Source organism: Spiribacter sp. 1M189 (genome assembly GCF_040838345.1).
Lineage (GTDB): Bacteria > Pseudomonadota > Gammaproteobacteria > Nitrococcales > Nitrococcaceae > Spiribacter > Spiribacter insolitus.
Map to the genome: position 1 here is coordinate 244,272 of NZ_JBAKFF010000001.1, position 25,501 is coordinate 269,772.

General features: G+C 65.9%; 25 protein-coding genes. 22 read left to right on the plus strand and 3 right to left on the minus strand.

Features of this window, described 5'->3' with window-relative positions:
* The first annotated feature begins 2 nt into the window (after window positions 1–2).
* Window positions 3–887 (plus strand): protease HtpX, encoded by an 885-nt coding sequence (gene htpX, locus V6X30_RS01290; RefSeq protein WP_367982827.1) that lies wholly within the window; start codon window positions 3–5, stop codon window positions 885–887.
* A 288-nt stretch (window positions 888–1,175) separates the two neighbouring features.
* On the opposite strand, the gene epmB is transcribed toward htpX, so the two are convergent.
* Entirely contained in the window at window positions 1,176–2,174 is a 999-nt protein-coding gene (gene epmB, locus V6X30_RS01295) for an EF-P beta-lysylation protein EpmB (protein WP_367982828.1), read from the minus strand.
* A gap of 82 nt (window positions 2,175–2,256) precedes the next feature.
* Here epmB and efp point away from each other — a divergent pair, with 82 nt between their 5' ends.
* Entirely contained in the window at window positions 2,257–2,826 is a 570-nt protein-coding gene (gene efp, locus V6X30_RS01300) for an elongation factor P (RefSeq protein ID WP_367982829.1), read from the plus strand.
* Between the two features lie 67 nt (window positions 2,827–2,893).
* Complete coding sequence (epmA, locus tag V6X30_RS01305) at window positions 2,894–3,838, plus strand: EF-P lysine aminoacylase EpmA (RefSeq protein ID WP_367982830.1); 945 nt, start codon at window positions 2,894–2,896, stop codon at window positions 3,836–3,838.
* Here epmA and asd (V6X30_RS01310) read toward each other — a convergent pair.
* Window positions 3,797–4,708: an archaetidylserine decarboxylase gene (gene asd / locus V6X30_RS01310; RefSeq protein WP_367982831.1), complete on the minus strand. Its 912-nt coding sequence runs from the start codon at window positions 4,706–4,708 to the stop codon at window positions 3,797–3,799. The two genes, epmA and asd (V6X30_RS01310), sit on opposite strands and share 42 nt — an antisense overlap.
* A complete protein-coding gene (locus V6X30_RS01315; protein WP_367982832.1) occupies window positions 4,705–5,364 on the minus strand; it encodes an SCO family protein in 660 nt (219 codons plus the stop codon). The genes asd (V6X30_RS01310) and V6X30_RS01315 overlap by 4 nt, the downstream gene beginning before the upstream one ends.
* Before the next feature lie 53 nt (window positions 5,365–5,417).
* Between V6X30_RS01315 and prmB the strand changes: the two genes are divergently transcribed.
* The 19 genes from prmB to V6X30_RS01410 all read left to right on the plus strand — a co-directional run bounded on the left by prmB (window position 5,418) and on the right by V6X30_RS01410 (window position 25,465).
* Window positions 5,418–6,350 carry a 50S ribosomal protein L3 N(5)-glutamine methyltransferase gene (gene prmB / locus V6X30_RS01320; protein ID WP_367982834.1) on the plus strand — a complete coding sequence of 311 codons (933 nt, stop codon included), beginning with the start codon at window positions 5,418–5,420 and terminating at the stop codon, window positions 6,348–6,350.
* Window positions 6,351–6,360: 10 nt separating this feature from the next.
* A complete protein-coding gene (aroC, locus tag V6X30_RS01325; protein WP_367982836.1) occupies window positions 6,361–7,464 on the plus strand; it encodes a chorismate synthase in 1,104 nt (367 codons plus the stop codon).
* A gap of 7 nt (window positions 7,465–7,471) precedes the next feature.
* Window positions 7,472–8,641 (plus strand): MFS transporter, encoded by a 1,170-nt coding sequence (locus tag V6X30_RS01330; RefSeq protein ID WP_367982838.1) that lies wholly within the window; start codon window positions 7,472–7,474, stop codon window positions 8,639–8,641.
* Window positions 8,642–8,710: 69 nt separating this feature from the next.
* Window positions 8,711–10,120, plus strand: coding sequence for a 3-isopropylmalate dehydratase large subunit (leuC, locus tag V6X30_RS01335; RefSeq protein WP_367982839.1), 1,410 nt, complete (start codon window positions 8,711–8,713; stop codon window positions 10,118–10,120).
* 3 nt (window positions 10,121–10,123) lie between these two features.
* Window positions 10,124–10,777 carry a 3-isopropylmalate dehydratase small subunit gene (gene leuD / locus V6X30_RS01340; protein ID WP_367982840.1) on the plus strand — a complete coding sequence of 218 codons (654 nt, stop codon included), beginning with the start codon at window positions 10,124–10,126 and terminating at the stop codon, window positions 10,775–10,777.
* Entirely contained in the window at window positions 10,774–11,862 is a 1,089-nt protein-coding gene (gene leuB, locus V6X30_RS01345) for a 3-isopropylmalate dehydrogenase (RefSeq protein ID WP_367982841.1), read from the plus strand. Before leuD ends, leuB begins: the two co-directional genes overlap by 4 nt.
* Before the next feature lie 53 nt (window positions 11,863–11,915).
* Entirely contained in the window at window positions 11,916–13,028 is a 1,113-nt protein-coding gene (gene asd, locus V6X30_RS01350; RefSeq protein ID WP_367982842.1) for an aspartate-semialdehyde dehydrogenase, read from the plus strand.
* Window positions 13,028–14,659 (plus strand): type IV pilus assembly protein FimV, encoded by a 1,632-nt coding sequence (locus V6X30_RS01355; RefSeq protein ID WP_367982843.1) that lies wholly within the window; start codon window positions 13,028–13,030, stop codon window positions 14,657–14,659. The genes asd (V6X30_RS01350) and V6X30_RS01355 overlap by 1 nt, the downstream gene beginning before the upstream one ends.
* Window positions 14,656–15,456, plus strand: a complete 801-nt coding sequence (gene truA / locus V6X30_RS01360) for a tRNA pseudouridine(38-40) synthase TruA (protein WP_367982844.1) — start codon at window positions 14,656–14,658, stop codon at window positions 15,454–15,456. The genes V6X30_RS01355 and truA overlap by 4 nt, the downstream gene beginning before the upstream one ends.
* A gap of 9 nt (window positions 15,457–15,465) precedes the next feature.
* Complete coding sequence (locus V6X30_RS01365) at window positions 15,466–16,095, plus strand: phosphoribosylanthranilate isomerase (protein ID WP_367982845.1); 630 nt, start codon at window positions 15,466–15,468, stop codon at window positions 16,093–16,095.
* Complete coding sequence (gene trpB / locus V6X30_RS01370; RefSeq protein ID WP_367982846.1) at window positions 16,070–17,302, plus strand: tryptophan synthase subunit beta; 1,233 nt, start codon at window positions 16,070–16,072, stop codon at window positions 17,300–17,302. Before V6X30_RS01365 ends, trpB begins: the two co-directional genes overlap by 26 nt.
* Window positions 17,299–18,123: a tryptophan synthase subunit alpha gene (trpA, locus tag V6X30_RS01375; RefSeq protein ID WP_367982847.1), complete on the plus strand. Its 825-nt coding sequence runs from the start codon at window positions 17,299–17,301 to the stop codon at window positions 18,121–18,123. The genes trpB and trpA overlap by 4 nt, the downstream gene beginning before the upstream one ends.
* Entirely contained in the window at window positions 18,120–19,004 is an 885-nt protein-coding gene (gene accD / locus V6X30_RS01380) for an acetyl-CoA carboxylase, carboxyltransferase subunit beta (RefSeq protein WP_367982848.1), read from the plus strand. The genes trpA and accD overlap by 4 nt, the downstream gene beginning before the upstream one ends.
* 8 nt (window positions 19,005–19,012) lie before the next feature.
* Window positions 19,013–20,305 carry a bifunctional folylpolyglutamate synthase/dihydrofolate synthase gene (locus V6X30_RS01385; RefSeq protein ID WP_367982849.1) on the plus strand — a complete coding sequence of 431 codons (1,293 nt, stop codon included), beginning with the start codon at window positions 19,013–19,015 and terminating at the stop codon, window positions 20,303–20,305.
* A 27-nt stretch (window positions 20,306–20,332) separates the two neighbouring features.
* Window positions 20,333–20,914 carry an SPOR domain-containing protein gene (locus tag V6X30_RS01390; protein WP_367982850.1) on the plus strand — a complete coding sequence of 194 codons (582 nt, stop codon included), beginning with the start codon at window positions 20,333–20,335 and terminating at the stop codon, window positions 20,912–20,914.
* A 37-nt stretch (window positions 20,915–20,951) separates the two neighbouring features.
* On the plus strand, window positions 20,952–21,533 hold the full coding sequence (locus V6X30_RS01395; protein ID WP_367982851.1) for a CvpA family protein: 582 nt from the start codon (window positions 20,952–20,954) through the stop codon (window positions 21,531–21,533).
* A gap of 4 nt (window positions 21,534–21,537) precedes the next feature.
* On the plus strand, window positions 21,538–23,049 hold the full coding sequence (purF, locus tag V6X30_RS01400; protein ID WP_367982852.1) for an amidophosphoribosyltransferase: 1,512 nt from the start codon (window positions 21,538–21,540) through the stop codon (window positions 23,047–23,049).
* Window positions 23,046–24,230: an O-succinylhomoserine sulfhydrylase gene (locus V6X30_RS01405; RefSeq protein WP_367982853.1), complete on the plus strand. Its 1,185-nt coding sequence runs from the start codon at window positions 23,046–23,048 to the stop codon at window positions 24,228–24,230. The genes purF and V6X30_RS01405 overlap by 4 nt, the downstream gene beginning before the upstream one ends.
* Entirely contained in the window at window positions 24,230–25,465 is a 1,236-nt protein-coding gene (locus V6X30_RS01410; protein ID WP_367982854.1) for a glycerate kinase type-2 family protein, read from the plus strand. Before V6X30_RS01405 ends, V6X30_RS01410 begins: the two co-directional genes overlap by 1 nt.
* Window positions 25,466–25,501: the final 36 nt, after the last annotated feature.

Genomic DNA, 25,501 nt, shown 5'->3' on the forward strand with positions numbered 1-25,501 from the left:
CCGTGAAGCGGATCATGCTGTTCCTGGGCACCAACATCGCCATCATCATCGTGCTGGGCACGGTGCTGAGGCTGCTGGGTGTTGATCGCCTGCTGCAGGCGGACGGCGGTGCACTGGACTATCAGGCGCTGCTGATCTTCGCCGCGGTATTCGGCATGGGCGGCAGCTTTCTGTCGCTTGCCATCTCCAAGTGGATGGCCAAGCGCGCCATGGGCGTGCGGGTGATCGAAAAGCCTGCCAACGCGGTCGAGCAATGGCTCATCGATACGGTCCGCGAGCAGGCCCGTGCCGCCGGCGTCGGCATGCCCGAGGTGGGGATCTACGACTCGCCCCAGGTCAACGCCTTCGCGACTGGCATGAGCCGCAACAACGCCCTGGTCGCCGTCAGCAGCGGACTGCTCCAGACCATGACCCGGGACGAGGCCGAGGCGGTGCTCGCCCACGAGGTCTGTCATGTCCAGAACGGCGACATGGTCACGCTGGCGCTTATCCAGGGGGTTGTGAATACCTTCGTGATCTTCCTCGCCCGGGTCATCGGCCATTTTGTCGATCGGGCGGTGTTCAAGAACGAGCGTGGCCACGGCCCCGGTTTCTGGATCACCACCATCATCGCCGAGATCCTGCTGGCGGTGCTCGCCTCGGTGATCGTGATGTGGTTCTCGCGCCAGCGCGAGTTCCGGGCCGATGCCGGCGCCGCGGCCCTCGCCGGCCGCGACAAGATGATCGCGGCCCTGCAGCGTCTCGGCGGCACACCGCCGGCGGAGGACCTGCCGGACCAGATGGAGGCCTTCGGTATCTCGGGACGCATTGCCCGGGGTGGATTGAAGCGCTGGTTCATGTCGCATCCACCGATCGAGGAGCGGATCGAGGCCCTGAGACGCGGTTAGGCGCTGTGCCGGCTCCGCCCCTTTCCCCGGACTCACGCGAGACGCGGGGCGTGGAGCGCGGTGGATGTCACACAGACGGGCGCCTCAAGATCGTCCGGGAAAAGGGGCGGAGCCGGCAAGCCCGGGATCTAGTGGTTTGTCATGGCTTGTCGGTCCCGTCTCCTTGTCCCGGGCGACCTCGGGGCGCGTTTCGGTGTGTTATCCACTGCGTGAAGCGCCTCGCGCACCGCGCGAGCCCGGGACAAGGAGACGGGAGCGACAGGGCACGGCGGCAGATTGACCGCGCTCTCAACCCTTTGCTGTCCACTCGATCGGCACCTTCCACGGCTCGCCGGCCACCTCGCGCACGAGTCTTGGTAACAGGTAGCCGGGGGTGCGGGCGGCCAGACGGCGCATCAGCCCGCAGGCCTCGGTTTCGGGTACCTCGAAGTGGGCCGCGCCTCGGACACGGTCGAGGAGGTGCAGGTAGTAGGGCTGGACACCGAGGTCGAATAACCGCTCGCCGAGCGCCTCGAGCACGTCGGCGTCATCATTGACTCCGCGCAGCAGGACCGCCTGGTTATAGAGTCGCACGCCTTGCTCAGCGAGGCGCTGGAGGGCCTCGGCCACGCCGGTATCGAGTTCGTTGGGGTGGTTGGCATGGATGACCATGACCGCGCTGAGGCGGGTACCGGCGAGCCAGTCCAGCAGGTCGGCGTCGATCCGGCTTGGCAGGACCACCGGCAGACGGCTGTGGACGCGGATGCGGCGCAGATGGGGGATGTCGGCCAGACCATCCGCCAGTTCCCGCAGGCGTCGGTCGTTCAGGCTGAGTGGGTCGCCGCCGCTGAGGATGGCCTCATGGATCGTGCTGTCTCCCCGCAGGTACGCCAGGGCCGCGGTCCAGTGTCCAGCGCTGGCGCTGGCCTCGGCGTAAGGGAAATGCCGGCGAAAGCAGTAGCGGCAGTTGATGGCGCAGGCACCGGTGGCCACCAGCAGGGCGCGGCCCTGGTACTTGTGGATCACGCCGCCGTCTCGCAGGCTCGCGCCATCGCCGACTGGATCATCAGCGAAACCCGGGGTATCCGTTGCCTCGGCGCCGATGGGCAGGACCTGGCGCAGCAGCGGATCATCCGGGTCTCCCGGGCGGATACGGGCGAGATAGGCCTGGGGTACCCGTAGTGGAAACAGATCGGCGGCCTGCCGGGCCGGTCCGAGCAGGTCAGGGTCGAGCTGCAGCTTCTCGAGCAGAGCGGCGGGATCGCGGAGGGCCGCCTGCCACTCGCGCTGCCACTGCGCTGGCATCATGATGTTATCCCTTCGTCTTTTCCGTTAGCATGCTGCGCCATCCGCCGCGTACCGATGCGGCCGCGAGCGCAATGGAGAACCAATGGCGAGTTACAGCACCAACCAGTTCAAGTCGGGCCTCAAGCTCATGCTCGACGGCGAACCCTACACCATTGTCGAGAACGAGTTCGTCAAGCCGGGTAAGGGGCAGGCATTCAACCGGGTCAAGGTCCGTAACCTCAAGACCGGCAAGGTCATTGATCGTACCTTCAAGTCCGGCGAGAGCGTTGAGGCCGCTGACGTTCTGGAAACGGAGATGCAGTATCTCTACAACGATGGCGAGTTCTATCACTTCATGGCGCCGGAGACCTTCGAGCAGCATCCCGCGCCACCGGAAGCCGTGGGTGATGCCGGCAAGTGGTTGAAGGAACAGGATATCTGCAGTGTGACGCTGTACAACGGCGAACCGTTGTCGGTGGAGCCGCCACCGCATGTCACCCTGCAGGTCACGCAGACCGATCCCGGCCTGAAGGGCGACACCAGCAGCGGCGGCAGCAAGCCGGCGACCCTCGAGACCGGCGCGGTGGTCCAGGTGCCGCTGTTCATCCAGGAGGGTGAGGTGCTGAAGGTGGATACCCGCACCGGCGAGTATGTTTCCCGGGCCAAGGACTGAGGCCTGAGCCGATGGGCGTTCTCCGGCCCGTCTGCCCGGTCATCGAATGACCGGCAACCGAGCTGGCATGGCTGGCGCAGACTGGCCACCAAGCGCGGACATCGGCCGGCTTCGCCAGCGGGCAGACTGGCTGAAGGCGGTACGCCGCTTCTTCGCCGAGCGCGAACTCATTGAGGTAGAGACCCCTGTGCTGTCGCAGGCGGGCGTGACCGATGTGCATATCGAGAGCCTGCGCGAGCGCGATACGGGGCGCTGGCTGCAGACCTCGCCGGAATACGCCATGAAGCGCCTGCTGGCCGCCGGCCTGGGTGACTGCTACCAGATCACACGGGCGTTCCGTGCCGGCGAGCAGGGGCGCTGGCACAACCCCGAGTTCACCCTGTTGGAGTGGTATCGGCTCGGCTTCCATCCGGATCAGCTCATGGACGAGGTGGCTGCGCTGGTGGCGGGATTCCTCGGTGCCACCGGCGTGGTCCGCAAGCGTTATGTGGATGCCTTCCTCGATGCGGGGCTGCCGGATCCGCTGGTGGCCGGTGAGGCGGAACTGACGCGGGCTGCCTCCGGTCACCCGAATGCGATGCCGGTGCCGACGGGGTTGTCTCGGCACGGCCTGCTTGACTGGCTGTTCAGCCAAGTGGTCGTCCCCGGGCTACCGGCGCGCTGTTTCATCACCCATTACCCGGCCGGCCAGGCGGTGCTGGCCCGGCTCGACGACGCCGACCCGCGCGTCGCGGCGCGATTCGAGCTTTTCTGCAATGGGGTCGAGATCGCCAACGGGTTTCACGAACTCACGGACCCCGGCGCGCTCCGGCGCCGGTTCGAGTCCGATCAGGTGGCCCGCCGGCGGGCAGGACAGGCGATTCCCGACATTGACGAGCGCCTGCTGGCGGCAATGGCATCGGGCCTGCCGGACTGCGCTGGTGTGGCCCTGGGCCTGGATCGGCTGTTTGCCCTTGCGGCCGGCGAGGACTCACTCGCCGGTGTGATCGCTTTCCCCTGGGATCGCGCCTGATATGGCCTCGCTTGCCCTGCCAGCGAGTCGCTCACCCATGCGAATGGGCTGATCCACCGCCAGGCCGTCGCGCCAGGCCAGATCCTGTTCGGCGAGGAGCAGAATCACCGTGGAGCCCAGGTTGAACCGCCCCATCTCTTCGCCCATGTCCAATGCCACCGGAGCCTGGCGGTAGTCCCAGCTGCGGATGCGCTGGCCACGGGGTGGGGTGATTTCGCCCGCCCAGACGGTCTCGATGCTGCCGACACCGATGGCCCCCACGAGCACGACGGCCAGCGGTCCACCCGGCGTATCGAAGACACTGATGACCCGCTCATTGCGGGCAAACAAGCGGGGAATCTGCTGCACCAATGGCCGCGAAACACCGAACAAGCGCCCCGGGACGTGCAGCATGCGCTGCAGAGAACCCGCCACGGGCATGTGCACCCGGTGGTAATCACGGGGGGAGAGGTAGAGGGTCGCGAAGTGGCCGTCTTCGAACTGTCCTGCCAGCGCCTCGTCTCCTCCCAGCAGTTCGGTGACGCCATAGTCCTGGCCCTTGGCCTGAATCAGCCGACCCGCCGTGATGGTGCCGAACTCGCTGACACTCCCGTCAACCGGGCTGATGACCGCATCCGGCGCCGTCTCCAACGGCCGTGCGCCCGGCGCCAGCGCGCGTGTGAAGAAGTCGTTGAAGCTGACATAGGCATGGCTGTCACTGGCCGCCGCCTCACCTCGATCCACCGCATAGACGCGGCTGAAGACCCGGATCAGCAGGTTTTTCCAGGGACGCCAGCGCCAGCGCGCCAGCGCATGCACCACGCGGGAGACGCCATGCTGGGGCAGCATGGTGACGAAGGGACCGAAGAGTCTCGCGGTCATGCGGCTCATGCCGAGGGGAATCGCTGCTGGATGCGCTGGTATTCCTCTGCCAGCACGTCGCGGCCATGCGGAGGCTGCCAGAGCGCCCGCAGCCGACCCTGCGGGTCGATCAGCAGAATGGCCGCGCTGTGATCAACCGCATAATCGCCGTTCTCATCGGGTTCATGCAGCGTGTATGAGATGCCCAGCGCGTCGGTCAGGCGGTCGATTTCTTCGCGCCCGCCGGTTACCCCGACAAACGCATCGTTGAAATGCCCCACATAGTTCTCCATCGCGGCGGGGGTGTCGCGCTCGGGATCGACGGTCACGAAGACCACCTCCGGCATCGCTTCGGCCCCGTCGGTCTTCAGCTGCTGCACGGCACCGGCGAGCGTCGCCAGGGTCATGGGGCAGACATCCGGGCAGTGGGTAAAGCCGAAGAACAGGTATTGCCAGCGACCCGTCAGGTCCGCCGACGTCCAGGGTCCACCTTCATGATCCATCAGCGTGACCTCGGGCAGCGCCCGCGCCTGTGGCAGAACCGTGCCGACCATCTCCTGCGATGGCCGATCGGCGCCTGACTCGGGCCCGGGCCAGAACATCATTGCCCCGGCCGCACTCAATCCGGCGACCAGCGCCACGGTAATGAACAGTCCGACGGGGAAGTTGCCTTTCATGGCGCTCATTATGCCACTCCCGGGGTGCATGCATGGGCATTCCGGGCTGATAGACTGTCCGGATGACCGGAAATTCCACCGATGCCCTCTCAACCGTAGGCGATTTCATCCGCTGGGCGGCGAGCCGCTTCCAGGCGGCGGGGCTGCATTTCGGTCATGGCACGGACAATGCCCTGGATGAGGCGGCCGCACTGGTTCTGGGCTCGCTGCACCTGCCACCGGACCTGCATGCCGCGTACTTCGGCTGCCGTCTGGACGGGGATGAGCGCGAGCGGCTTTTCGTTCAGATCGACGAGCGGGTGATCCGGCGCCGGCCAGTGCCCTATATCCTGGGCGAGGCCTGGTTCTGCGGACTCGCTTTTTCCGTGGATGAGACGGTGCTGATCCCTCGCTCGCCCATCGCCGAGCTGATTGAATCGGGTTTCGCACCCTGGGTGGATCCGGACCGCCTGCAACGGATCGCCGATGTCGGCACCGGCAGTGGCTGTATTGCCATCGCGGCCGCCCTGGCCCTGCCCGACGTCCAGGTCGATGCCCTGGATGACTCGCCGGCCGCCCTCGCCTGTGCTCAAGACAATGCGCGTCGTCACGGCGTTGAGGATCGGGTCACGGTACGGGAGTCCGATCTGCTGGATGCCATCCCCCCCGAGCCCTTGCTGGATCTCATCGTCTCCAATCCTCCGTATGTGGACGCGGCGGCCATGGCGACGCTGCCGCCGGAGTACCGACATGAGCCCCGGGAGGCGCTGGCGGCCGGTGACGATGGGCTGGATGCTGTTCGACGCCTTCTGCCGCAGGCCGCCGAGCGGCTGGCCGATCATGGCCTGCTGGTCTGCGAGATCGGACACGGTGCAGCCGCCTTCGAGGCCGCGTTCCCTGAACTGCCAGTGACCTGGATCGAGTTCGAGCATGGCGGGCAGGGCGTATTCGTGATTGATGCCCTGACCCTCCGTCAGGCCCTTGCCCCACTGACCCGCGCCAATTCAACGGAGTAGACTCAAGATCATGTCCGGAAACACCTTTGGTCGACTGTTCACGGTGACGACCTTCGGCGAGAGCCACGGCCCCGCCCTGGGCGCCGTGGTGGATGGCTGCCCACCCGGCCTTGCGCTCAGCGAGGCGGACCTGCAGGGCGATCTCGACCGTCGCAAACCCGGGACCTCCCGACATACCTCGCAGCGCCGCGAGGGTGATGAGGTCCGGATCCTCTCCGGCGTGTTCGAAGGGGTCACGACTGGTGCGCCCATCGGTCTGCTCATCGAGAACATGGATCAGCGCTCGAAGGATTATTCGAAGATCAGCCAGCTGTTCCGGCCTGGACACGCCGACTACACCTACTGGCAGAAGTACGGCACGCGGGACTACCGCGGTGGCGGCCGTTCCTCGGCGCGGGAAACCGCGGTTCGCGTGGCGGCCGGCGGTATCGCCCGCAAGTACCTCCAGGAGCGGCTCGGTATCCGTATTCGCGGCTGGCTGACCCAGCTCGGTCCGATTGAGCTGGCGCTCGAAGACTGGGACGCCGTCGACACCAATCCCTTTTTCTGTGGCGAGCCGGGCCGGCTGCCAGAGCTTGAGGCCTATATGGACGAGCTGCGTAAATCCGGCGACTCGGTCGGCGCCGCGGTTGGCGTACTCGCCCGCGGCGTGCCGCCGGGCCTGGGCGAGCCGGTGTTCGACCGACTCGACGCCGACATCGCCCATGCGCTGATGAGCATCAATGCCGTGCGCGGTGTCGAGATCGGCGCCGGGTTCGCGAGTGCCGCCCAGAAGGGGACCGAGCATCGCGACGAGATGACACCCGAGGGATTCGTGTCCAACAACGCCGGCGGTACGCTCGGGGGCATCTCCACCGGCCAGGACCTCGTCGCGCGGATGGCCCTCAAGCCCACCTCCAGTATTCGTATCCCTGGCCGATCCGTGAATATCCACGGCGAGCCCGAGGAGGTCGTGACGACGGGCCGCCACGACCCCTGTGTGGGGATTCGGGCAACACCCATTGCCGAGGCTATGCTGGCCCTGGTGCTGATGGATCACCACCTCCGGCATCGTGGCCAGAATGCCGACGTGGATTCAGGAACCCCCATTATCCCCGGCCATATCGAAGACTAGCCCGGGCATGGCGAATGCCCTGCCCACTATCCGCCTGTCGGCGTTTTACCTGGCCTTCTTCGGCGTGCTGGGTGTGCTCTCGCCGTACTGGGGGCCCTACCTGAAGAGCCGTGGCTTCGATGCCGCGGCGATCGGCAGTCTGATCGCCCTGCTGCATGCCACCAAGATCGTCGCGCCCAACCTCTGGGGCTGGGTCGCGGATCATACCGGCCGGCGCATCGCCATCATCCGCATCGCCTGTCTCGCCGCCCTGGTCGGCTTCTCCGGTGTCCTGATCCAGGGCGGCGGCTTTTTGTGGATGGCGGCGGTCATGGTGACGTTCAGCTTCTTCTGGAACGCCGCACTGCCTCAGTTCGAGGCAAACACCATGAGCCATCTGGCGGGTCAGACGCAGTTCTATCCGCGCATTCGGCTCTGGGGGACGGTGGGCTTCATGATTTCGGTGCTGGCCGTGGGCGAAGGGATCGACCGCCTCGGCGTCGACATCGTGCCAACGGTGCTGCTGTTCCTTTTTCTGGTCCTCGCTGTCATCAGTCTGACGGTGCCGCAGGCGGATCGTCGCTCGGCGGACAGCGGCGACGGCCGACTGCTGTCGGTACTGCGCCAGCCCCGGGTGCTGGGGTTGCTGGTTGCCTGCTTTCTGCTGCAGGTCAGCCACGGTCCGTTCTACGCGTTCTACAGCATCTATCTGCAGGATTATGGATACAGCGGGACGGCGATCGGCCTGCTCTGGGCGGTGGCATTGATCGCCGAAATCGGCGTCTTCCTGCTCATGCCGCGCTGGCTGCCCCGTTTCGGCCCGCGCCGCCTGCTCGCCCTGGCGATGAGTCTGGGTGCCATGCGCTGGCTGCTGGTGGCCGGCTTCCCGGAGTTGATGCCGGTCCAGGCAATGGCTCAGCTTATGCATGCGGCCACCTACGGCGTCTATCATGCGGCGGCGATCTCGTTGATCGATCGCTATTTCACGGGCGGTCTGCAGGGGCGTGGTCAGGCGATCTACAGCAGCATGACCTTCGGCGCCGGGGTTGCCCTGGGCAGTTACATGGCCGGCCGCCTGTGGGATACCGCCGGCGGGTCGCAGATTTTCCTGATGGCCGCCGGCATTGCGGCATTGGCAGCCATTGTCGCCGCCAGCGTCGTGCCGCGCCGGGACAGCCTCTACGCGCGTTCCGCTTAACCGGCGATCGCCGGGCGCGTATACTCACACAGCTAACTGTTTACCGGTGCTATCGCGCGAGGAAGATTCATGGCCGGCAAGACCCTCTACGACAAACTCTGGGATGCGCATGTGGTCCGCGACAACGGTGATGGCACGGCGCTGCTGTACATCGACCGTCAGCTCGTCCACGAAGTGACCTCACCCCAGGCATTCGAGGGGCTACGACTGGCAGATCGCCCGCTCTGGCGGGTGCCGGCCAACCTGGCCGTGGTCGATCACAATGTGCCCACGACGGATCGGGCCAATGGCATCGCCGATCCGATCTCGGCGCTGCAGGTGGAAACCCTGAATCGCAACTGCCGGGAATACGGCATCACCCAGTTCGGCCTGCTGGACCGGCGCCAGGGCATCGTTCACATCATTGGTCCCGAGCAGGGCGCGACGCAGCCGGGCATGACCGTGGTCTGCGGTGATTCGCATACCTCCACACATGGCGCGCTGGGGGCGCTGGCGTTCGGCATCGGTACGTCCGAGGTGGAACATGCGCTGGCCACCCAGACCGTCGTTCAGGCGCGCTCCAAGCGCATGCTCATCCGCGTCGACGGGCAGACCGGCCCGGGGGTGACCGCGAAGGACATCATGCTCGCCATCATCGGCCGGATCGGTACGGCGGGTGGCACCGGATACGCGGTGGAGTACGGTGGCGAGGCCATCCGCGCACTGCCCATGTCCGGTCGGATGACCATCTGCAACATGTCGATCGAGGCCGGCGCCCGCTGCGGCATGGTCGCCGTCGATGACACCACCATCGAATACCTCCGTGGCCGGCCATATGCGCCCAGCGAGGATATGTGGGACAAGGCCGAGGCCTACTGGCGGACGCTGGTGAGTGATGAGGATGCCGAGTTCGATCGGGTGGTAACGCTGGATGCGGCTGAAATAAAGCCGCAGGTCTCCTGGGGGACTTCGCCGGAGATGGTGGTCGCGGTGGACGGCGTCGTGCCCGATCCGGCGGAAGAGCCCGATGAGACCCGTCGGGCCGGCATGCAACGGGCGCTGGAGTATATGGGTCTGGAGCCGGGAACGCCGATTCGGGAAATCCGCCCCGAAAAGGTCTTCATCGGTTCCTGCACCAACGCGCGGATCGAGGATCTGCGTGCCGCGGCGCGTGTGCTGCGCGGCAAGCGCATCGCCAAGGGGATCCGCGAGGCAATGGTGGTCCCTGGTTCCGGCCTGGTGAAGTGGCAGGCCGAGCAGGAGGGCCTTGATCAGGTATTCAAGGAGGCCGGCTTTGAATGGCGGGACGCCGGCTGTTCCATGTGCCTGGGGATGAATCCCGATCGACTCAGCCCGGGTGAGCGCTGCGCGTCCACCTCCAACCGCAATTTCGAGGGCCGCCAGGGAGCCGGCGGGCGGACCCATCTGGTCAGCCCCGAGATGGCGGCGGCCGTCGCGGTGGCCGGTCATTTCGTCGATGTCAGAGAGCTGGAGCACTGAATCATGGAACCATTGACCCGCGTGGAAGGCCTGGTGGCGCCGCTTGATCGCTCCAATGTCGACACCGATGCCATCATCCCCAAGCAGTTTCTGAAGTCGATCCACCGGACCGGTTTCGGCCCCAATCTGTTCGACGAGTGGCGCTACATGGACGAGGGCCAGCCCGGCCAGGACTGCACCGACCGGCCGCTGAACTCTGATTTCGTCCTCAATCAGCCCCGCTACCAGGGGGCGTCGATCCTGCTCGCCCGCGAGAACTTCGGCTGCGGCTCCTCCCGCGAGCATGCGCCCTGGGCCCTGGCCGACTTCGGCTTCCGCGTGCTCATTGCGCCGAGCTTTGCCGATATCTTCTACAACAACTGCTCGAAGAACGGCATTCTTCCGCTGACGCTGCCCGCCGAGACCGTGCAGTGGCTGTTCGAGGCCATCTGGGCCAATGAAGGCTACCGGCTGACCGTGGATCTGCCCGAGCAGCGGGTAATCACCCCCGAGGGTGAGCAGCATGCGTTCGAGATCGATCCCCATCGCAAGCATATGCTGGTCGAGGGGCTCGACGAGATCGGGCTGACGCTCGAGCATGCCGATGAGATCCGGGCCTATGAGCAGCAGCGGCGCGAGGTCACGCCATGGCTGTTCACGGACGTGGAACCGTCATGACTCATAAGCTGCTGATGCTACCGGGCGACCATGTCGGCCCTGAGATCATTGCCGAGGCGGATAAACTGCTGCGCTGTCTGATGGCTGACTTCGGGCTCGATGCCGAGCTCGAATATGCCCATCTCGGCGGCTGCGCAGTGGACGCCGAGGGCGAGCCGTTTCCGGCCTCCACGCAACGCCTGGCGGAGGAGTCGGACGCCCTCCTGCTGGGCGCGGTCGGCGGCCCGCAGTGGGATGGTCTGGAGCGTGACCGGCGCCCGGAGACCGGATTACTGTCGATCCGCTCGGCGCTGGGGCTGTTCGCCAACCTGCGCCCGGCGATGCTCTTCCCGGAACTGGTGGACGCCTCTTCGCTGCGCCCCGATGCGGTCTCCGGGCTGGATATCCTGATCGTCCGGGAACTCACCGGCGGCATCTACTTTGGTCAGCCCCGTGGCATCCGGACCCGTGAGGACGGGGTCCGTGAGGCCTTTAACACCCTGGTTTACGGCACTGACGAGATCGAGCGGATCGGCCGTGCCGCCTTCGAGGCGGCCGCCCGGCGCAACGGTTCGCTATGTTCGGTGGACAAGGCCAACGTGCTCGAATCCAGCGAGCTCTGGCGGGAGGTGATGGAAAGCCTGGCGCCGGCCTATCCGGATGTCCGGCTGAGTCATATGTATGTCGACAATGCCGCCATGCAGCTGGTGCGGGATCCGCGCCAGTTCGATGTCCTGGTCACCGGCAATCTCTTCGGCGACATCCTCTCCGATTGCGCGGCGATGCTCACCGGATCCATCGGCATGCTGCCCTCGGCGTCACTGGACGACCGGGGGCGCGGACTCTACGAGCCGGTTCACGGCTCGGCACCGGACATCTCCGGTAAGGGCATCGCCAATCCGCTCGCCACCCTGCTATCGGTGGCGATGATGCTGCGCCACAGCCTCGATGAGGGTGCGCTCGCCGATCACGTGGAGCGCGCGGTGGGCAGGGTGCTTGCCGACGGTCATCGCACCGCGGATCTCGTCAGCCCAGGCGCCGAGGCAATCGGCACGGCGGCCATGGGCGATGCCGTGGTCAATGCATTGCGTGAGGCCCGCGACTGAGCCCGACGCCTCCGTCGGGCGCAAACCCATTTCATTCGAATCAGAGGTTTTCCATGCACAAGGTAGGATTTGTCGGCTGGCGCGGCATGGTGGGCTCCGTGCTCATGGACCGTATGCGCGCCGAAGGCGACTTTGCCGACATCGAACCGGTTTTCTTCTCGACATCACAGACCGGCCAGCCTGGGCCCGATGTCGGCAAGCCCGTGCCGGCGCTCCAGGATGCCCATGACCTCTCGGCGCTGGCCGAAATGGACGCCATCGTCACTTGTCAGGGCGGTGATTACACCGGCGCTGTGTACGACGACCTGCGCCGTGGCGGCTGGCAGGGTTACTGGATCGATGCGGCCTCCACACTGCGCATGGCCGACGAGAGCATCATCGTGCTCGATCCGGTCAATGATGGGGTGATCCGGCAGGGGCTCAGCGAGGGCGTGCGGACCTTCGTCGGTGGCAACTGCACGGTCAGCCTGATGCTCATGGCGCTCGGCGGTCTCTTCGAGCATGACCTGGTCGAGTGGGTCTCGCCGATGACCTATCAGGCGGCATCCGGCTCCGGCGCCCAGCACATGCGCGAGCTGCTGCGCCAGATGGGCTATCTGCGTGACGCGGCCGGTGCCCGGCTGGATGATCCGGCGGGCGCGATCCTGGACATCGATCGTGATGTCACCGAGGCACTGCGCAGCGCGGGCTATCCGGCCGACCACTTCGGCGTACCGCTGGCCGGCAGCCTCATTCCCTGGATCGACAAGCCGGTGGAAGGTGGCCAGAGCCGCGAGGAATGGAAGGCCGGCGTGGAAACCAACAAGATCCTCGGCCGGCGCTATGAACCGATTCCCATTGACGGCATCTGCGTGCGAATCGGTGCCATGCGCTCCCATGCCCAGGCGCTGACCATCAAGCTCCGACGGGACGTCCCCATCGCTGATATCGAGGGTATGCTCGACGAAGCCAATGACTGGGTTTATGTGGTCCCCAACGAGCCGGAGGCCAGCCAGAAACAGCTCACGCCGGCCGCCGTCAGTGGCGGGCTGGACATTCCCGTGGGTCGGTTGCGCAAGCTGGCGATGGGCGGTGAGTACCTGTCGGCCTTCACCGTCGGTGATCAGCTGCTCTGGGGCGCCGCCGAACCGCTGCGGCGTATGCTGCGTCTGGTGGTCGCGGACTGATGCGTCGTGGCATCGCCCTGGCATGCCTGCTGCTGGTGGCTGTGCCATCGGCTCGGGCCCTGCAGTTGGGCGATCTGCGCATCCAGTCCCAATCTGGCGAACCGCTGGCCGCGGACATCGCGGTAGCGGAAGCCGACCGCATTGATACTGCCTCGGCGACGGTGGAACTGGCCAGCGACCGCGCCCACGCCGAGGCCGGTATCAATCCGCAGACGCTGCCACCGTCGCTGTCACTGGAGCTGGCCGGAGCAGAGCCGGCGCGAATCCGTCTGTCCACCCGGGCGCCGTTCGAGGTCGCCGGCGATGGGCTCGAGTTCCTGGTGGTGCTGAGCTGGCCTGATGGCCGGCTTGTCCGCCAGTACGGCATCGACGGCGACGGGAAGAAGCTGCAGCCGAGCAGTGGGTCGGATCTGCGCTACGGCCCGACCCGCGCCACGGACACGCTCTACAGCATCGCCGAAACGGTCCGTCCCGAGGCCGTAGCGACCAATCAGATGATGCTCGCACTGCTCGCGGAGAATCCGGGCAGCTTCAATGCCGAGAACATCAACGCCCTGCAGCGCGACACCACCCTGAGGATCCCGCCGGGCGGGGCCTTGCGGTTTCCGGAGCAGGCGGTGGCCAACCGCGAGGTTGCTCGACAGCTGGACGCCTGGCAGGGGCCGGGGCAACCCCTGCGTGGGGCTGTGACCGACACGTCGCCGGCGGTGAGCGATGGCGCTGACGACGCGATGCCGTCGGGGTCCGTCCCAACCGACAGCGCTCCGCTTCGGCTTCTGCCGCCGGAGCCGACGGCCGCGGCATCCGACGCGGAAACAAAGGCGGCCTCTGCGGCGGATAACCCCATCACCCGGGAGTCTCTCGCCGGGCTGGAAGCACAGCTGGACCGTATGGAGGCCTCCAACGAGCGCCTGAGCGCCGACAATCGTGCCCTTCGGAGCACACTACTCAATCTGCAGGCGGATATGGCCCGCCTGGAGACGCTGCTCACCCGCGATCCAATCTCCCCAACGCCTGCGTCGGGCCGGGATGGCGATGTGGAGCCGGCGGAGATCACCGGCGCCATGGTGCTGGAATGGTTGCGGCAGAAGTTCGACTGGGCGATCGCCAACCCTCGAGCGGCCGTTCAGGAGCCGTGGGTGCGGGGGTGGCTCGGCGGGCTCGCCGGTCTGATCAGCCTGATTGTTCTGATTGCCTGGCGTCGTCGTTATCGACGGCGGGCCGCTCGTCGTGACGATGCGACATTACCGTCCGATTGGCGCCCGCAGTCCGGCCGGCCGGTCGTCGAAGAGCCGACGGTCGAGCCGGCCCTCGGCGAGACCAGCGTTCGCGGCACCGGCGCCCAACCAGAACCCGCGGAGCCACTGGAGCGCGCCAGTGAGTTGATTGCCTATGGCCGACTCGAGCAGGCTCAGGCGGTGCTCGATGATGCTCTGGGTGAGGAGCCCGACAGCATCGAGCTGCGGCTCAAGCTCCTGGATGTGCTGGCAATGCGGGAGGACCGCGCCGGCTTCGAGTCGGAGGCGCATGTGCTGCAGGCGCAGATCAACGACGATGGTGATGAGCGCTGGCAGGATGTTGCCCGCAAGGGTCGGATTCTATCGCCGGAGCATCCGCTGTTTCGGGCATGACGCGCCTCGCGCTTGGCATCGAATACGCCGGCAGCGGCTATAGCGGGTGGCAGCGCCAGCATCATGCCGACTCCGTGCAGGCCCGACTCGAACAGGCGGTTGCGGCGATTGCCCGGCACCCGGTGGAGGTGGTTGCGGCCGGACGCACCGATGCCGGCGTTCATGCCTGCGCGCAGGTCGTACACTTTGATACGCCGGTGGCCCGACCCGGACGGGCTTGGGTGCGGGGGGTCAACTCGCACCTGCCGCCGGATATCGGTGTCCGCTGGGTGGCCTGGCCGGGAGATGATTTCGATGCCCGCCGATCCGGGCTCTCCCGGTCCTATCGCTACCTGCTGATGGATTCGCCCTTACGGCCGGTCCTTCTGCGCAATCGGGTGGGCTGGACCTGGAAGCCCCTGGATGAGGAACGAATGCAGGCGGCCGCCGGTCACTTAATCGGCGAGCATGATTTCAGCAGTTTCCGGGCGGCGGCCTGCCAGGCGCACCATCCGGTCCGTCGCATCCAGACGCTTCGCGTTGCCCGGCATGACGGCGTCATCGCCTTCGATATCACGGCTAACGCCTTCCTGCATCACATGGTGCGGAATATTGTCGGCACACTCATGGCAGTGGGTGCCGGAGAGAAACCGGGCGACTGGGTGGCGTCGGTGCTGGCCGCTCGTGACCGGCGGCGGGCGGGGATGACGGCGCCGGCGCAGGGTCTCTATCTGCAGGGCGTCGGTTATCCGGAGCGCTTCGGCCTTCCCGAGCCGCCCCCGGGGCCCGTTTTTGCCTGCGTTCAGACCGGCGGGTAGGATGACAAGGTGCGTACGAGAATAAAGATCTGCGGTATCACCCGGGCCGAGGATGGCGTCGCGGCGGCCGAACTCGGCGCCGACGCGATTGGTCTGGTGTTCTATCAGGGCAGCCGACGCTATGTCGACGTCGGCGAGGCGAGACGCATTGTGGAGGCCCTGCCGCCGCTGGTGACGGCGGTTGGGCTGTTTCTGGATGCCGATGAGTCACTCGTAAGTGACGTGATCGCCGGCGTGCCACTGGATCTGCTGCAGTTCCACGGGAACGAATCCGCGGCATTCTGTGAGCGGTTCGGGTACCGTTACCTGAAAGCGGTGGGCATGGCCGGAGGTGATCCGCGCGCCATGGCGGAGGCGCACCCGCGGGCGTCCGGACTCCTGCTGGACGGGCATCCACCCGGTGCTGCGGGCGGAAGTGGTGAATCCTTTGACTGGGGGCGCGAGCTGCCCGACAGTCACCGTATAATCGTGGCGGGTGGGCTTCGTGCCGACAACGTGGCCGAAGCCATTCGGTCAACCACACCCTGGGGCGTCGACTGCAGCAGCGGCGTCGAGTCCGCCCCGGGTATCAAAGACAGGCGCAGGCTCGCCGCCTTCATCGAAGAGGTCTACCGTGTCGAACGTCATTCAGGCCATTGAAGCACCGGCGGATTACGGCCGGTTCCCCGACCCGCTCGGTCATTTCGGTCCCTATGGTGGCCGATTCGTGCCGGAGCTGCTCATGGCTCCGCTCGATGAGCTCTCCCGGGCCTATACGCGCTTCCGCGAGGACCCGGAATTCCAGGCCGAGCTTTATTCCGATCTCCAGCACTATGTCGGCCGGCCGACGCCGCTGTATTTCGCCGAGCACTGGTCCAACCAGGTCGGTGGGGCGCGTCTCTACCTCAAGCGCGAGGATCTGGACCACACGGGTGCTCACAAGATCAACAACACCATGGGTCAGGCGCTGCTGGCCGCTCGGATGGGCAAGCGTCGCATCGTCGCCGAGACGGGGGCCGGCCAGCATGGTGTGGCCACGGCGGCGGTCTGCGCGCGACTGGGAATGGAGTGCGTGGTCTACATGGGCGCCGAGGATGTCCGCCGCCAGTCGGTGAACGTCTACCGAATGCGGCTGATGGGGGCGCGCGTGGTCCCGGTGGAGTCGGGCACCCGGACGCTCAAGGACGCGCTCAACGAGGCGTTCCGTGACTGGGCGGCCAACGTTGATGACACCTTCTACATCATCGGTACGGTGGCCGGGCCGCATCCCTACCCGGAGATGGTGCGCGATTTCCAGGCGGTGATCGGACGGGAGACCCGTGAGCAGTGCCTGGACCAGCACGGTGAGCTGCCGGATGCACTGGTGGCCTGTGTCGGCGGTGGATCCAATGCCATCGGCATGTTCCATCCCTTCCTGCAAGACCGGGAGGTGGCCATTTACGGCGTCGAGGCTGGCGGGGAAGGTGTTGATACAGGCCGTCATGCCGCGCCACTCTCCGCGGGCCGGCCCGGCGTGCTGCACGGCAACCGGACTTACCTGATGGAAAACGAGGATGGCCAGATCATGCCGACCCACTCGCTGTCGGCCGGCCTCGACTACCCGGGTGTCGGGCCCGAGCATGCCTGGCTGAAAGACACCGGGCGCGTGAATTATGTGGCGGTGGATGATCACGAAGCGCTGGCGGCCTTTCATGGCCTGACCCGTGCCGAGGGCATCATCCCCGCGCTGGAGACGGCGCATGCCATTGCCTATGCCGAGAAGCTTGCCGCGCGGATGCGTCCGGATCAGACCATCGTGATCAACTGTTCCGGCCGCGGTGACAAGGACATCAATACCGTCGCCGAAGTGGAGGGAATGGAGCTATGAGTCGTATTGCCCACCGTTTCGAGCAGCGGCGCGCCCAGCAGCGCAAGACGCTGGTGACCTACATTACCGGCGGTGATCCGCACCCCGGTGCCACGGTGCCCGTCATGCACACGCTGGTGGCCGCCGGCGCCGATATCATCGAAGTCGGCATGCCGTTTTCCGATCCCATGGCCGATGGGCCGGTTATCCAGTCCGCCTGTGACCGCGCACTGGAAAACGGCACGGGACTCGCCGGTGTCCTGGAGATGGTCCGCGATTTCCGTCGCGATGACCAGGATACGCCGGTGGTCTTGATGGGCTATCTCAATCCGATTGAGCAGATCGGCTATCAGACCTTCGCCCGGGATGCGGCGGCAGCCGGTGTTGACGGGGTCCTCACGGTGGATCTCCCGCCGGAGGAGGGTAATGAGCTGGTGGCGGCGCTGGCCGAGCACGACCTCGATCCCATCTGGCTCATCGCCCCCACAACGCGGATCGAGCGGATTCGTTCGATCTGTGACCATGCTCGTGGATTCGTCTACTACGTCTCCCTGAAAGGCGTCACCGGGGCCGCCTCCCTCGATGTCGACAGCGTGGCACACCACGTCGAGTCGATTCGGGCGGCGACCCAGCTGCCGGTGGGTGTCGGCTTCGGAGTCCGCAATGGCGATGATGCCGGTCGTCTCGGCCAGGTGGCCGATGCCGTGGTCGTTGGTAGCGCCATCGTCTCGCGGATCGCCGAGCATGCGGGTGATGACGCAGCGATCTGCAGCGCGGTGGAAGAGATTACCCGGGACCTGCGCGAGGGGCTGGACCAGCCTGCCGTGGAGGCCTCCCCTTGAGCTGGTTCGAGAAACTGATGCCCTCGCGGATCCGCACCGAGGGAGGGCGAAGCCACAGTATTCCCGAAGGGCTCTGGACCAAGTGCGAGTCCTGCAGTGCCGTGCTCTACCGCCCGGAGGTCGAGCGCAACCTTGAGGTCTGTCCTAAATGCGGTGCGCACATGCGTATCGGTGCGCGCCGACGACTGGATGTATTCCTTGACGAGTGCGGACGAGAGGAAATCGGCGAGGGGCTGCAGCCCCAGGATGTGCTCCGTTTCAAGGACTCCAAGCGCTACAAGGACCGGCTCGCCCAGGCGCAGAAAGCCACCGGGGAGAAGGATGCCCTGGTCGCGATGTCGGGCGCCGTGCACGGGCTCCCGGTCGTGGCCTGCGCCTTCGAGTTCGACTTCATGGGCGGATCAATGGGTGCCGTGGTTGGCGAGCGATTCGTGCGGGCCGCGGAGCAGGCCCGGGAGAGTGGTCGGCCGTTCATCTGTTTTAGCGCCAGTGGCGGTGCGCGCATGCAGGAGGCGCTGTTCTCGCTCATGCAGATGGCCAAGACCAGTGCGGCGCTCCGGCGTCTCTCCGAATCCGGCGTGCCATTCGTCAGTGTCCTCACCGATCCAACAATGGGCGGTGTGTCCGCAAGTCTGGCCATGCTGGGCGATGTCATCGTGGCCGAGCCCGGTGCCCTCATCGGCTTTGCCGGCCCGAGGGTGATCGAGCAGACGGTCCGGGAGACGCTGCCGGAGGGTTTCCAGCGCAGCGAATTCCTGCTGGAGCACGGTGCCGTCGATCTGATCATCGACCGGCGTGAGCAGCGTCAGCGGCTTGCCGCTCTGCTGGCCATGCTGACCCATGCCGATCCCCCCACGATGGCGGAAGTGGCACAGAGCTGACGGACACGGTGGCCACTGAATCCCTCGATACATGGCTGGCATGGCTCGAGGGCCTGCACCCCCGCGAAATCGAACTCGGTCTGGGGCGTATCACCGAGGTTGCCGATCGGCTTGACCTGCGTGCGGGCCCAGTGCCTGTCATCACCGTTGCCGGTACCAACGGCAAGGGCAGTACAGTGGCCTGCCTGGAGGCGATCTATCGGGCCGCCGGCTACCGCCCCGGGGTTTACACGTCTCCGCATCTGCTGCGTTTCAACGAGCGCATTCGAATGGATGGTGCGCCGGCCGAGGATGCGGCGATCCTCGATGCCTTTCGGGCCATCGACGCCGCGCGGGGCGGGATTACGCTCACTTACTTCGAGTTCGCTACCCTCGCGGCTGCCTGGTGTTTCCGGGATACCGGGGCCGGTCCGTGGCTACTGGAAGTTGGGCTCGGCGGCAGGCTTGACGCCACCAACTGTTTCGATGCCGATCTGGCGGTGGTGACGACCATCGATCTCGATCACATGGAATGGCTGGGCGACAACCGCGAGGCGATTGCCGGCGAGAAGATGGGCATCGCCCGGCCGGAGCGTCCCGTAGTCTGCGCCGATGCCCGTCCGCCCCGGCGCATTGCCGAGCGGGCTAGCGCCCTCGATGCACCGCTCTGGCAGCTGGGCCGTGATTATCACTACGCCGCCGGTCGACAGGCATGGACATGGTGGCAGGGCGAACGCCGCTACCGGGATCTGCCGCGACCCGGCTGGATGGGGGATGCGGCATTGGCCAACGCGGCCGGTGCCGTCATGGCCGTCAGTGGCGCCCATCCAGCGCTTGCCGTCGGACCGTCAGCCATCCGAGACGGGCTCGCTGCGGCACGGCTCGCCGGCCGCCAGGCACCGGCGCCGGGTCCGGGCGCAGGCTGGCTGCTGGACGTCGGCCACAACCCGTCGGCTATTGCCCTGCTGGCCGAGCGGCTGGAGGCCCATCGGGCAAACGGCAAGGTGCGAATGGCCTTCGGCCTGATGGCGCGAAAGCCGATTGCGCCGTTGCTCAGCCTCCTGGGGCCGGTGGTTGACGAGTGGTATGTGCTGGATCTGGACGACCCACAGAGCCATCCCCGGACCGAGATAACAACCGCGCTGGAGCGTGCGGGGCAGGTTGTCATTGGCGCCGGCGATGCCGCGGGCGCCAGGCAGCGGATGGAGGCAGCCACCAGCGGGAACGACCTGATGGTGGCGGCGGGTTCGTTTCGCGTGGTGGAGGCATTCATGCGCATCGGCGTTGGTGCTTGCAACGGCTCCGGGTCAGGTCGAAACTGAAGCAGGCAGTTTGGTCGGAGTGGATCCTTGGAACAGCGGTTCAAACAGCGGTTGATCGGTGCCGTAGTGCTGGTGGCGCTGGGGGTCATTTTTCTGCCAATGCTCCTTAGTGGCCCGGTCGAGCGCACTCGTGTCGACATTGAGCTGGACATGCCCGAACCGCCCATGGTGGAAGACGGACCGACGTTGCCGGGCGAGGACATGCTGAGCTCGCCCGAACCCGGTCAGGCACTGGCCGATCAGCCGGCGCCCCGCGATCCGGGCTCAGTGCCCGAGGCGGCGGAACCGCCGAACGCGATTGATATCGCGCCGGAACCGGTCGCCGAGGCGATTGCCGACGACGAAGGCGCGCCGGATGCAGCTCCGGTGGCCGATGCCGACGCGCTTTACGTCCAGGTTGGTGCCTTTGCCAGTGCCGACAATGCCGAGAGCCTGGCCTCGCGTCTGCGTGAGGATGGCATCGAGTTGCGGGTAGTCGAGGATGAGCGGGAGGGCCGACTGACCTACCGTGTGCAGGTAGGGCCGTTGGGTGACGCCGAGTCCGCCGAACGGATGGCCCAGCAGCTGGCGGACGACCATGAACTGCCCGGCTTCGTCATCGAGCCGTGAACGGGCCGGCTGATATACTGATTGCGACGGATACTCCATGAACTGGCTTGATCTTGCATTTCTCGGCGTGATCGCCGTTTCCGTGCTGATTGGCGTCATTCGCGGTTTCGTCCGCGAAGTGATCTCCGTCGCGGTCTGGGTGGCGGCCTTCTGGATCTCCCTGCGCTACGGCCCGCAGCTTGGCGAGCAACTGGCGCCCTGGCTGGCGTCGCCAATGCTGAGGCTGGTGGCCGGGTTCGCCGGGTTGTTCATACTGACGCTGCTGATTGGCGCGTTGGTCAGTTATGTGGCTCGGGCGCTGGTGGGGCGCACGGGCCTGAGTGGTACCGACCGCATGCTCGGTATCGTCTTTGGCGCCGCGCGCGGGCTGCTACTGGTGGGCGTGATCATCCTCGGCGCGGGTCTGACGGCCGTCCCGCGTGAGGCCTGGTGGCAGGAATCGGTGATCGCCCGGGGGTACCAACCCTGGGTGTGTCACGAACAGGTGGGTGACTGGCTCAATCAGGCCCGCCGGATGCCCGGTGTCAGCGAGGCACCAGTTAATGGCATTGCGGCATACGCCTACTGGCAGGCGTATTGTCAGGCAAATCATCGGCAGAGTACTGAAAGCGGGAGCTGAATCTATGTGTGGCGTAATCGGCATGGTTGCCAAATCCCCCGTCAACCAGGCCCTCTACGACGGGCTGACGGTACTTCAGCATCGTGGTCAGGACGCTGCCGGGATCATGACATTCGATCGGGGGCGGCTGCATCTGCGCAAGGACAACGGCCTCGTTCGCGACGTCTTCAGCCAGCAGGACATGATGCAGCTGCAGGGCAACGCCGGCATCGGCCATTGCCGCTATCCCACTGCCGGCTGCGCCAGTTCAGCGGAGGCCCAGCCCTTCTATGTCAACTCACCCTATGGCATCAGCATTGCCCACAACGGCAATCTGACCAATGCCGAGGCGATCAAGCGGGATCTGTTCCTTGAAGACCTGCGTCACATCAACACCAGCTCCGACTCCGAGATCCTGCTCAACGTCTTCGCCCATAAGCTGGGCGAGCTCGGCCAGCTCCGCATCAACGAATCGGATCTGTTCAACGCCGTGGCCGGCATACATGAGCGCTGCCACGGCGGCTATGCCGCTATCGTGATGATCAACGGCTACGGGATTCTCGGCTTTCGCGATCCCCATGGGATCCGTCCGTTGTGCTTTGGCAGCCGCGAAACCGAGGCCGGTACCGAGTACATGATTGCCTCGGAGAGTGTGGCGCTGAACGTGCTCGGCTTTACGCTGATCCGCGATATCGCGCCGGGGGAGGCAGTTTTCATCGACCTGGATGGCAATCTGCATACCCGGCAGTGCGCCACCGAAACCCGGCTGTCGCCGTGCATATTCGAGTACGTCTATCTGGCCCGACCGGACTCCATGCTCGATGACGTCTCGGTCTACAAATCACGCCTGCGCATGGGCCGAATGCTGGCGCGCAAGATCAATCGAGAGTGGGCGAATCATGATATCGACGTCGTCATTCCCATTCCGGATACCAGCCGGACCAGCGCGCTGGATCTGGCCAATGACCTGAACATCACCTATCGGGAGGGCTTCATCAAGAATCGCTACATCGGCCGGACCTTCATCATGCCCGGCCAGGCGGTACGCGAGAAGTCGGTGCGCCAGAAGCTCAACCCCATCGAGCTTGAGTTCAAGGGTAAGAATGTCCTGCTGCTAGATGACTCCATCGTGCGCGGGACGACGTCCGAGCAGATCATCCAGATGGCGCGGGATACCGGCGCGAACAAGGTCTACTTCGCCTCGGCCGCACCACCGGTGCGCTATCCCAACGTCTACGGGATCGATATGCCGGCCGCCCGTGAACTGCTGGCTCACGACCGCTCGGTGGAGGATATCCGCCGCACGATTGGGGCGGATCACATGATCTACCAGGATCTCGATGATTTGGTGGAAGCCGTGCGCGAGGGCAACGAGGCGCTACGCAGCTTTGACTGCTCCTGTTTTGATGGCCGTTATGTCACCGGCGATATCAGCGTCGATTACCTGCTGAAGCTGGAGGCACAACGCGCCGATGCGGTGCGCTATGGAGCGGGCGCGAGCAACGCCGTCAACGAGCTGGGGCTGGTGCGTTCATGAGCTGGGGACCCGATACCATAGGCCTGCGTGGCGGCTGGGAGAGGACGCCGGAGCAGGAGCATTCCGAGGCCATTTTCCCGACCTCGAGCTTCAGCTTTCGCAGCGCGGCCGAGGCGGCCGCACGCTTCAGCGGCGAAGAGGCAGGCAACATCTACTCGCGTTTTACCAACCCCACCGTCCGTGCCTTCGAAAACCGCCTGGCCGCCATGGAGGGGGGCGAACGGGCCATTGGCATGGCCTCGGGCATGGCGGCGATCCTTGCCATGTGTATGGGGTTGCTGCGGACCGGCGATCATGTGATCTGTTCGCTTGGCGTGTTCGGTACCACGGCCTCGCTGTTCGCCAATCATCTGAGCCGCTTTGGCGTGACGACGGATTTCGTATCGCCCACCGATGTGGAGGCATGGGCGGCCGCCGTCCGGCCCGAGACGCGGCTGCTGTTCCTGGAGACCCCGTCCAACCCGCTCACCGAGGTCGCTGATATCCGCGCCCTGGCGGATATCGCCCACGCCAATGATGCGCTGCTGGCCGTCGACAACTGCTTCTGCACACCGGCGCTGCAGCGACCGCTGGAGTGGGGCGCGGATCTGGTCACCCATTCGGCGACCAAGTATCTGGATGGTCAGGGTCGTTGCGTTGGCGGTGCGGTCGTGGGGGATGCCGAGACGCTCGATAAGGCGATTTTCCCGTTCCTGCGCACGGCAGGGCCGACCATGAGCCCTTTCAACGCCTGGGTTTTTGTTAAAGGGCTGGAAACCCTCAATCTGCGGATGCGGGCGCACAGCGAGCAGGCAGCCGCGCTGGCGCGCTGGCTGTCCGACCATGCAGGAGTGGAGCATGTCCATTACTGCGGCCTGCCGGATCATTCGCAGCACGAACTGGCGGCACATCAGCAGTCAGCCTTTGGCGGTATCGTCTCTTTCGAAGTGCCGGGGGGGCGTGAGGCCGCCTGGCAGGTGATCGACGCCACGCGCATGCTCTCGATCACCGCTAATCTGGGCGATGTGCGCTCCACGATCACGCATCCCGCGAGTACCACCCATGGCCGATTGTCCCCGGAACAGCGTGACGCCATGGGGATTCGGGAAGGGCTCGTGCGGATTTCGGTGGGGCTGGAGGATCTCGCCGATATTCAGACGGATCTTGACCGGGGCCTTGGCGGGCGCCGGTCCGCGCGCTAATGCCGTCGACCCCGTCGCGGCAGGATCTGGTAGCCTTCTATCGGGCTGCCCTTGCGGGAGTCAACGGCCGTCGCGCCGTGGCCTCGGCGCTGGAGGCTCGCGGGCCTGGAACGCCCCCGCCGGGGGCGTTCCATCTGCTCGCGATTGGCAAGGCGGCCTCAGCCATGGCTAATGGCGTTGCCGATGTCCGTGGCGAGGACGTGGCAGGTGGACTGGTCATAACCCGGGCTGGCTACGAGGATCCGCGATTGCCAGAGCGTATCCCCGTGCGCCAGCTGCTCGCCGCCCATCCCGTGCCGGATGCGCGCAGCCTCGAGGCCGGGAATGCCCTGGTCGACTATCTGCGGGATGCGCCTGCGGATGCGCGGTTCCTCTTTCTCATCTCCGGCGGTGCTTCCAGCCTGGTGGAAAGGCCGGCCGGAGAGCAGGATCCGGCCGCCCTCGCACAATTCAACGAATGGCTGCTGGCGAGCGGCCTTGATATTGCCCGCATGAATACGCTGCGCAAGGCGGTCTCCACCATCAAGGGTGGGCGGCTTGTCCGCTGGCTGGACGGACGCCGCGCGCACGGGCTGCTGATCTCGGATGTTCCCGGCGATGACCCCGCCGTCATCGGCTCGGGCCTGCTCGCTGCGGACCGCGGAACCAATCCGGGTGGGCCCCTGCCGGCGTCGCTTCCACCAGGGATGACGCGAGCATCCGCGCCGCCGGATGCCGATATATTCGATAACGTGCATCTGCAGATCGTGGCGAGCAACGCGATCGCCCGGCGCGCCTGCGTTGATGCGGCGCGGCCAGGTGGCTGGGGCGTCCGAGTGATCGATGAGCTGTTGACGGGCGAGGCTGAGCAGCTGGGCCGTCGGGTGGCCGAATCCGTGATCGACGGCCCGCCCGGCCTGGTCGTCATGGGCGGAGAGCCCACTGTGACGCTGCCGGAACACCCCGGGCGGGGCGGGCGGATGCAGACACTGGCCCTGGCTGCGGCAGAATCGCTCGCCGGCAGCGACTGTCTGCTGTTGGCGGCCGGCACGGATGGAGCGGACGGACCCGGGGAGGACGCCGGCGCGATCGTTGATGGAGGAACCATTCAGCGCTTGCGGCGGGCTGGATTCGATGCGGCGCTGAGCCTGTCACGAGCGGATGCGGGGAGTGCCCTGGCAGCGGCGGGTGATCTCCTGCAGACCGGGCCGACCGGCACTAATGTCATGGATCTGGTGATCGGTTTCAGGCCCTAGGGCATTATTGTCTGTTTTCGCAGGGAAGTGTCGGGT